Genomic DNA, 9,311 nt, shown 5'->3' with positions numbered 1-9,311 from the left:
TCCCGGCCCCAGACAAGCCGGTTCACGACCGCGGCATGGGACAGCGCGACGCCTTTGGGCCGTCCCGTGGTACCGGACGTGAAGATCACATACGCGGTATCGYCGGGGGTGACCGGGCGCGGCAGCACGGGCGCGTCAGACGCCCCGTGCGCTATCTGGCGACGAACAGCATTCTCATCGAGGACCACGGTGACGACACCCGCGGCCGTGAACACGCCCGCACGGGCCRCCGCCGTCGCACCATCGGTGATAGCCACACGGGCACCGGAATCCTGCAGGATCGCGGTAACACGCCCAGCGGGRTATCCCGGRTCGACGGGRACATACGCGGCGCCGGCGCGAAGCACCGCGGCGAGGGAGGTCACCAGGTCCGCCGAACGCGGCAGGGCCACCGCGACCCGATCACCGACCGTCACACCCCRCTCGGTCAGGAGACGAGCCAAAGCGTTCACCCGCGCGTCGAACTGCGCGTACGTCACCTCCGCACCATCCGCGTCGTCCACGACCGCGACCGCCCCCGGAGTACGKGCTACCTGATCCCGGATCAGCCCGTCCACCGTCACCGCGGGAACCACCACCCCCGCACCCACCGACCCGGCATCGGCCGGAGAGGGAGTGATCGTGAGTTCCGCGAGTTCGTGGAGCGTCATGCCCGCAGGGCCGCCGAGGAGGTGGCCGAGGAACGCTGTGAACGCCRCTGCGTGCTGGCTGGCCGTTTCTGTCGGCACGAGTGGAGACCGGCCGGAGATATTCATCCGCAGGTCCCGTCCCGGGCTCCCGTAGACGGAGAGATCCAACGCACCGGTCGGGCCGGGGTTGATCAGCTCTGTGATCCCCGGGACCTTTCCGAAGGTCGGTGTCGTCCTGAACATCTTGATGTTGACCGAGGGCAGTGACAGGTAGGAGAGTTCTCCTCCCGTCCAGAGACGGGCGAGCTGATGATCCTCGATCGCAGAGTTGTCCCGTAGATCCCGGACCTGCGATCCCACCACCGACAGCACCTCGGCGAAGGTGGCGCCCGGGTGCAGGGCGGTCGCGACGGGCAGCGCCCGGGCGACCGCGCCCGGCACGCGCAGCGACTCCGGCTCGCCGCGCATCATCGACGGTACCCGCACGGCGAGGTAGTCCCGGTTCCCGGCAAGGGCCGTATACAGCCCCCACGCGGTGATGACGAGATCCGTCCACGTGCTCTTTGTCTCGCGCGCCAGCATACGCAGGCGATCACCGGCCCCCGCTGGAAGCGCCACGGGAACAGGCCGGTACGAGAACGAAAACAGATCAGTGGGCGTGCTTCCCGTGGGCTCGGAAAACGCGTCGACAGCAAGCACACCACGCCAGTGATCGACGATGTCGGACCCACCCGGCGTCGATGCCGACCCCGCGACGAGATCCTCCAGACGACCGAACCATCTCGGCGGCGCGGGGGTTGCATCAACCGCAGCCGAGTACAGCTCCGCGACCCGACGGATATAGAGAGACGTGCTATACCCGTCAAGCAGGAGATTATTCGTCGTGAACGACCACACCCACCCGCCACCGACACGCTTGAACAGCGTCGACGACGTGAGATCCTCAGCCGCCGAAACCTCCCGCGCACGCACCCCGGCGCGGACCACAGACCGAATCTCCTCGTCTGTGAGCACCTCCTCGGAAACCACCGTCCGCAGAGACAGCCTCCCACCGACCGACTGCGAAGGAGCCCCGTCATCGTCATAAATGACCGCCCGCAACGCCTCCGTCTCCGCGAACGCCCCACTCACCGCGTCGGCGAACGCCCCCACATTGATGGCCCCGTCAAGCCACACCAGGTCGCACACACAGAAAGCGGCAGAACCCGGGAACAACCGCTGCGCCGCCCAGTTCCCGCGCTGGGCAAACGAGAGAGGCAACCGCTTCCCACCGCTCACCCCCCGACCGGAAGACGCCTCTTCTCCAGCCGATGGACTCCCCGCACCCTCACGGGAATCCCCACCCCGGCTCATCGCGAACCCTCACCGCGCTGACCATCCATACCACCAGTGTAGGGTAACCTAACCTAAATTTACATAGGTCGGCCTGGGTGGGTGGTGTCCGGAACCGCCAGGTTTATGGAACGTGTGTTCGATTCGGGAGGCGATGCCGCGTCTGGTGTGGTCGTGGGGCATTCGTCCTTGGTCAGGGTCGCGTGGCGACCGGTCGAGTTCAGGGCCGACAACCAAGTCACCCGGGCCTGCGGACGCCGCGACGGCGCGAAATGATCTAGGTTGGGGTCGGGCTGTGAGCCCGTTTGAGCTTGCGTGGTGAGCGCGTAACCAAGTCTGGAGCCGGGAGCGGCGCGAGAGCTGCGTCCTGTCGCTGCGAGCACGCTGGCCAGATTCGTCCGGTCTCTGCCTTGCTCCCCGGCCCGGCCCACCCTGGCCGTGCTGATCGTGAAGGGATGGGTGGGCTGGATGGCGGCGCGGACGACCCCGGCGGTGCCGGACGCCGAGCAGGTGGAGGAGTCGAGTCCGCTGCTGGCACGGGTGGCGGCGATCGACGTGGCGAAGGACTCGGGCATGGTCTGCACCCGCCTCCCGCACGAGGATCGGGCTGGCCGCAAGGTGCGGAAGGTCTGGACCGTGGCAGCCCGGTACGGCGACGTCGTCGCGCTCGGTGACCATCTGCGGTCCCAGGGGGTCGAGCGGGTCGTCGTGGAGAGCGCGTCGGACTACTGGCGGATCTGGTTCTATCTACTGGAGGCCGCCGGCTTGGAGGTGTGGCTGGTCAACGCCCGCGACGTCAAGAACGTGCCGGACCGACCGAAGACCGACAAGCTCGACGCGGTGTGGCTGTGCAAGCTGAACGAGCGGGGATGCTACGGCCGTCGTTCGTGCCGCCGGCGCCGGTGCGGGATCTGCGGCGGCTGACCAGATTGCGGGCGGTGCTGGTCACCGGGTCCTCTCGGCACCGCAACCGGCCGGCAGGAATAGCCCTGGGCGGACAGAGCGAACGGGCTATTCTTCGCCGGGACCACGACTTTGTTCGAGATCTGCCGGGTTACGGGTGACGGGTGACGTCGACAAGGACCTTTCCGACGATGCCTGCCTCGACTGCGTCGTGCGCCGCGGCTGTCTGGTTCAGTCGGAACCGGTGCAGGGGGAGGCCGGCGTCCGTACCGACGTCACGTAGCAGGTCGAGGGGCGCCAGCCGGGACATGCTTATCCAGCTCGTCGCGTCCCACGCATCGACCGGTTGAYCGGGCGGGCTGCCGCCATCCTCCGACGGCTCCGGCGCGTGGCCGTGAGACAGCGTCTGTTCCAGGAGCGTTCCAGGATCGCTCCGGGTGCGCCCGCCGCTACAGGGGCGCGGACCAGTGCAGGTGCGTCCCGCCGCCAGGTGGGGTGGAGATGGTGTAGCTGCCGCCGACGATCTCGGCGCGGGTACGCAGGTTGTCGAGCCCGCTGCGGCGGGTCGAGTCCCCGATGCCGACACCGTCGTCGACCGCGTCGAGGGTGACCGCGTCGCCGTCGACGGCGAGCCGCAGCTCGGCGGTGCCGGCTCGGGCATGGCGGGCGGTGTTGGTGAGGGCCTCGCGGGCGACCGCGAGGAGATGGTCGGCGAGCCGGTCGTCCACGACGGAGTCGAGCGGGCCGCTCAGCGTGATCGTCGGCGCGAAGCCGAGCGCGGGCCGGATGTCCTCGGAGATCTCCTCCAGCGCCGTGCGCAGCCGTGCGGCGCGCGTCGGGTGGGCGCTGCGCAGCTCGAAGATGGTGCGGCGGATGTCCTTGATGGTGGCGTCGATGTCCTCGATGTAGCTGGTGATGCGGTCGCTGTTGGACGGGTTCTCGTACTGCGCCAGGTCCTGCATGCCGAGCGCGACGGCGAACAGCCGCTGGATGACGTGGTCGTGCAGGTCCCGGGCGATCCGCCCGCGGTCGGCGAGGACGAGCAGGCGCTCCTGGTCCGCCTTGGCGTGGGCGAGCTCCAGGGCGATGGCGATGTGGCCGGCGAAGCTGGTGGCCAGGGTCAGGTCGGTGTCGGTGAACGCGGGCGAGCCGTGGTCGCGTCCGACGAGCAGTGCCCCGTCGCACTGGTCGATGCCGGCGACGAGCGGGACGACCATGAGCGGCCCGGTGTGCTCGGTGCGTTCGTCGGGCAGGGCGTCGAGCTGGGCGTTGTCGACCCGCAGTGCCTGACGTTCGGTGAGCACGCGGCCCGTCAGCGTGTGCTCCAGCGGGATCCTTCGCCCCGCCCGGCTCACAGCCTCCTCGCCGCTCTGGTCCAACCCGTCCTGCGCCGGCCTCCGTCCGGTGGGCGGTGCGGTCACGGCGATGGCGACCCGGGCCTGGTCGCCCGCGGGCTCCTCCGCCCGCAGCGCCAGGGCGACGAACGTGGCGTCGGCGATCTCGAGCACGCGCTGTGCCAGTCGCTGGAGCGCGTCGGGGTCCCCGGCCATGAACAGCCGGGTGATCTCGGCGGAGGCCGTCATCCACAGGTGCCGCTGCTGGGACTCGTGGTAAAGCCGCGCGTTCTCGATGGCGACCCCGGCGTTCGCCGCCAGGGCCAGGGCCAGCTCCTCGTCCTCGGCGGTGAACGGTGCGCCGTCGTGCTTGTCGGTCAGGTAGAGGTTGCCGAACACCTCGGCCCGCACCATGATCGGTACGCCGAGGAACGTGCGCATCGGCGGATGCCCCGGCGGGAACCCGTAGGCGCTCGGGTCCTCGGCGATGTCGTCGACGCGGCGCGGGCGCTGGTCGTCGATCAGCAGGCCGAGGATGCCCTGGCCGGTCGGCAGGTACCTGATCCGCGCGACGTCGGCGTCGGACATCCCGACGTGGACGAACTCCTCCAGCGTCCGGTCGGGGGCGACCACACCGAGCGCGCCGTAGCGCGCGCCGAGCAGGTCGGTCGCGGCCTCGACGATGTGCCGGAGCAGCACGGGGAGCCGCAGGTCCGTGGCGATGATCCGGTTGGCCTGCAGCAGGCCGCGCAGGCGACTCTGGGTCGCCAGGACGTCCTGTGCGCGCTCGACGAGCTGGGTCAGCAGGTCGTCGAGCTCCAACCGGGCCACGGTGGGGAACATCAGCCCGTCGCCGGGGGGCGTGGGTATGGCGGCCCGCGCCGCGGCCGCGGCCGTGAGTGGGCCCGGGACCGGGTGGGCGGCCGGTGCGGCGGCAGGGTGGGTGGCCTCCGGCGCCGGCCGGGCGGCCGGCGGTTCACCGTGCCGCCCGCCGTGCCGCCCGGTGGATGTCGGTCGGCGTGGGTCCGTGTTCAAGGGTCTTCGCCTCCGGCCACGGGTCGGTGTGGAAGGGGTGTTCGGGCCCGGTCGGCGTCGACCAGGCGACGGGGGAGCCGGCGTCGCTCTCGGCGCGGACGAGGCTCCCCGCCGCCGGCCCCGGGGGCGCGCAGCGAAGCTGGACGAGATCGGTGAAGGTCGCACGGGCGAGGGCGGCAGCCTCCTGCCGGTCCTGGCGCCGGGTCCAGGAGGCGTCGAGGACGACGGTCTCGCCGCGCTCGACGGCGGTTCTGGCCCGGCGCAGCAACTCGTCCCGCACCGCTCCGGCCACGTCCGCCCGCCCGTCGGCCCGTCCGTCGACCCGCCCGTCCGGATGACCGTCCGGGTGGCCGTCGCCGCGCGGCAGGTGGCCCAGCTCGCGTTCGACGGAGCTGGCGCGCAGCAGCGTCCAGCCCTCGCTTTCGGCGAGACGCCCGGCGACCGCCGAGCGCCCCGTCTCCGGGCCGCCGCCGACGAGGACGAGCCGGGTCCGGCCGCGGCGCAGGCTGGCGAGCGCGAGCGAGGCGAGAGCCCTGGCCTCGGCGGCGGCCGCGGCCCAGCCCTGCGCGTACTGGGTGCAGGCGATCCGGCACATCGTGAAGGCCCGGTAGGCGATGTAGAGGTTCTCCAGGGAGAGCGGGTGCGTCACGGCCGTGTAGGCCCGGTACTGGTCGAGCAGGAAGCGGCTGAGGTCCGGGCGGCCGAGGCGCTCCAGGTCCATGGCGAGGAAGGCGATGTCGGACAGGACGTCGCCGACCCGCAGCCGCTGGTCGAACTCCAGACAGTCCAGGATGCGCGGGCCGTCGTCGAGGCAGTAGATGTCGTCGGCCAGCAGATCGCCGTGGCCGTCGCGGATACGTCCGTCACGTTGCCTCTCGTGCAGCAGGGGACCGCGGCCGTCGAGGTAGCGGTGCGCGAGGTGGCGGATGGCGTCGATGGTGTTCGTGTCGAGCACCGGCCCGAGGAACGGCTCGATGCTGTCGAGGACCTCCGCCCACAGCCAGCGCAGGTTCGCCGGGGAACCCGCCTCGGTGATCCGCTCCGAGGTGGCGCAGCGGGCGTGGAAGTCGGCCAGCAGCCGGGCGACGGCGCGCAGCGGGCCGGTCACGTCGCTGCCGGCGGCGAGGAGCGACGACAGCCGGCGGTCGGCCGGAAGGCGCCGCATCACGACCATGTGGTCGAGCAGCACCCCGTCCGGGCCCTGGATGTCGGCGACGCCCAGGTAGACGTCCGGGGCGAGGCGCCGGTTGAGGTTGACTTCGGCCTGGCAGGCGGCGAGACGTGCCTCACGGGTACGGAAATCCAGGAACCCGAGGTCGGCGGTCTTCTTTATCTTGTAGACCCGGTCGCCGAGGAACACGAGCACGGACGTCAGCGTCTCGGAGAGCGCGGCGGGCAGGCCCGGCATGGCGCCGAGACCTGGCCCGGTGCCTGCGGGGACCGTGATGCCGGTCGTCGCCATACGCATGGAATGAGACTGCCGGTCAACCCCCGGAGATCACAGCGTGCGTGAGTCGGGCTACCGGCGTCCGAAAGTCGCACCCTCAGGGGCGGAAGGTCACCCGGGCGGGCGGCGGCCGCGTTCGGTGTGATGCGCCTGACGCCACCCCGCCCGCCCAGGTCAGCGCGCTGGGCGAGCCGGGGAGACGCCATCGCTCGACCACCGGCCGGGAATCCGTGCCCCGGCCGGCGGCCTGCGGCGCGGGTCTTTGGTCCCGAACGCGCCGTCGCCGCTGCGGAGGGGCTACACCGACAGCCTGAGCGGCAGATGGCTCATCGCCCGTACCCAGGAGCTGGTCCGGTAGGAGGGCTCGTCGAGCAGGGTGATCCGCTCGGCCCGGGCGAGCAGGGCACGGAACGCAATCACCCCCTCCGCGCGGGCCAGCGGGGCACCGAGGCAGTAGTGCACACCCAGGCCCAGCCCGAGATGGCGGGGGACATCCGCGGAATCCGCGTACCGCGCGACATCGAACCGGTCGGGTTCGCGGTAGGCGTCGGGATCGCGGTTCGCCGCCGCGAGGAGGAGCACCACGCCATCTCCCCGCCTGAACGACCGCCCGTTCACCTCGGTGTCCCGAAGCGCCGTGCGCACGGTGAAGGGAAACGTCGGGTCATACCGGAGCATTTCCTCTACCGCGGCCGGAACGAGATCGGGGTCCGCGCGTAGCCTGGCCATCTGGTCCGGATTCCGCAGAAGCGCGACCGTGCCGCTGCCGATCAGGTTCACAGTTGTTTCGAAACCGGCCACGAGCAGCAGGACGCACAGGTCGAGTATTTCCTGCTCGGGGAGATCGTCGCTGTCCTGCGCGGCGGCGACGAGCTGGCTCAGCAGGTCGTGGCGTGGTCTCGCCCGGACCTCGGCGATCAGTTCCCGGAAGTAGTCGTGGATGGCGTTCGTGGCCTCCGTGCGGGCGCGCAGGTCCTCCGGCGTCAACGTCATGTCGGGTGCCAGGCCGCGCACCATCGGGACGATCCACTCGCTGAAGACCGGCTCGTCCTGCGTCGGGACGCCCAGCAGGCGGCAGATGACGAACAGCGGCAGTGGGCGGGCGAAGGCCTCGATCAGGTCGACCTCGCCGGCCGCGAGAGCGGCGTCGAGCAGCGTGTCGACGAGAGAGGTGATCTCCTCGGTCAGGGTCGCGACGACGCCCGGGGTGAACGCCCGGCTCACCAGGCCGCGCAGGCGGGTGTGCTCCGGTGGGTCCTTCCGCAGCAGCGACTTCAGCCCACTGTCCGTCGAGCCGGGCGTGCGGTGCGCGTCCGCATGGATCCCTGCCGAATAGCCGTTGCCGAAAGAGGGGCTCTGAAAGGCGGCGGAACAGTCGGCATAGCCGGTGACCATGGTGGTGACCCAGCCCCCGACGTCACACCGGATGAATGCTCCGCCCTCCTGTATCGACCGGTAGGTGGGGTACGGATCGGGCCGGCTCACCGCATCGAGAGCCGTCAGTATCGCCGGCGGCTGCCCGGCTTTCTGCTCTGGCGTCGCCGCAGTCTCCATCGCGAACTCCTCCGGGCAGTGGGCCAACCGGTCCGGCGGGAGTGGATGCCTCCCGCCGCCTTTCCCGGCGCGCGGCTGCGACCTTGCGCGGTGCGTTAGCCCCATCTTCGAAAATGATCGGCTGAAACGTCAACCGCCATTTCTGTCTTCTATCGGGTGATAAGTGTCGGCGACTTCCCGCGGCCCCGTGGCATCGGCCGGCCATCGGTGATCGTTGTCGGGAACGACGTGATCTCCGCCGGGGCGGAGTGATCCTTCTCGGCTGCGGCCGAGAACTCCGGGAAGGAGGGTCTGGCGAGGGTGTCCGTGCCCTGACCAAGGCCGCGTTACCGTCACACGATGGCGGTGTCACGGTATGGCGAACCCCTCGAGCTGGACGTCAGCGGGCGGGCGGTGCGGGTCAGCAGCCCCGAGCGGGTCTACTTTCCCGAGGCGGGCGTCACCAAGATCGACCTTGTCCGCTATTACATCGCGGTCGCCGACGGYGCGGTCCGCGCCCTGCGGCAGCGACCGACCACCCTGGAACGCTGGCCCAACGGCGTGGTCGAGGGAGCCCAGCTGACCCAGCGCGACGGGACTCCGGGTGACGCCTTCTACCAGAAGCGGGTGCCCAGGAACGCTCCGGACTATGTGCAGACAACACGGATCACCTTCCCCAGCGGCCGGACCGCGGACGAGATCTGCGTGACCGAGGCGGCGGTCGTCGCCTGGGCGGTGAACCTCGGCACGATCACGTTCCATCCCTGGCCGGTGCGCGGCTCCGACGTCGACCACCCCGACGAGCTTCGGATCGACCTCGACCCCCAGACGGGAACCGGCTTCGCCGAGGCGGTGGCCGTCGCCGGCGAGGCCCGCGCGCTGCTCGGCGAGCTGGGCTGGATCGGCTGGCCGAAGACGAGCGGCGGCCGCGGACTGCACATCTACGTCCGCATCGAGCCGCGGTGGACGTTCACGCAGGTCCGCCACGCCGCCATCGCGTTCGCCCGTGAGCTGGAGCGGCGCCGCCCCGACCTGGTGACGACCAGCTGGTGGAAGGAGGAACGTGGCGCGAAGGTGTTCATCGACTACAACCAGAAC

Annotated in this window: 5 protein-coding genes and 2 pseudogenes; 2 read left to right on the top strand and 5 right to left on the bottom strand. The window is 70.6% G+C overall.

Annotated elements, in window-relative coordinates; translation table 11 throughout:
• On the bottom strand, positions 1-1,982 hold a 1,982-nt coding region (locus CC117_RS05445; RefSeq protein ID WP_157905348.1), incomplete at its 3' end, for an AMP-binding protein.
• A gap of 447 nt (positions 1,983-2,429) precedes the next feature.
• On the opposite strand from CC117_RS05445, the pseudogene CC117_RS05440 reads away from it, so the two are divergent.
• Positions 2,430-2,935: pseudogene (locus CC117_RS05440) on the top strand (IS110 family transposase); the annotation flags it as partial.
• An 80-nt stretch (positions 2,936-3,015) separates the two neighbouring features.
• Here the strand turns inward: CC117_RS05440 and CC117_RS35975 are convergent.
• From CC117_RS35975 to CC117_RS05425, 4 genes and pseudogenes are all read right to left on the bottom strand, one after another.
• Positions 3,016-3,138, bottom strand: a pseudogene (locus tag CC117_RS35975) (NADPH:quinone reductase); the annotation flags it as partial.
• A 175-nt stretch (positions 3,139-3,313) separates the two neighbouring features.
• The gene (locus tag CC117_RS05435; protein WP_071082664.1) at positions 3,314-5,041 is read right to left on the bottom strand and encodes a sensor histidine kinase; all 1,728 of its coding nucleotides are present in this window, start codon (positions 5,039-5,041) and stop codon (positions 3,314-3,316) included.
• Between the two features lie 133 nt (positions 5,042-5,174).
• Complete coding sequence (locus CC117_RS05430; protein WP_071082662.1) at positions 5,175-6,701, bottom strand: bifunctional aminoglycoside phosphotransferase/ATP-binding protein; 1,527 nt, start codon at positions 6,699-6,701, stop codon at positions 5,175-5,177.
• A 276-nt stretch (positions 6,702-6,977) separates the two neighbouring features.
• Entirely contained in the window at positions 6,978-8,234 is a 1,257-nt protein-coding gene (locus CC117_RS05425; RefSeq protein ID WP_071082661.1) for a cytochrome P450, read from the bottom strand.
• 339 nt (positions 8,235-8,573) lie between these two features.
• Here CC117_RS05425 and CC117_RS05420 point away from each other — a divergent pair.
• Positions 8,574-9,311: DNA polymerase domain-containing protein (locus CC117_RS05420; protein WP_071082660.1), on the top strand; the 738-nt coding region annotated here is incomplete at its 3' end.

Source organism: Parafrankia colletiae (assembly GCF_001854655.1).
GTDB classification, from domain to species: domain Bacteria; phylum Actinomycetota; class Actinomycetes; order Frankiales; family Frankiaceae; genus Parafrankia; species Parafrankia colletiae.
The sequence above is the reverse complement of the archived record's forward strand: the minus strand, read 5'-3'. Positions and strand labels throughout refer to the sequence as shown.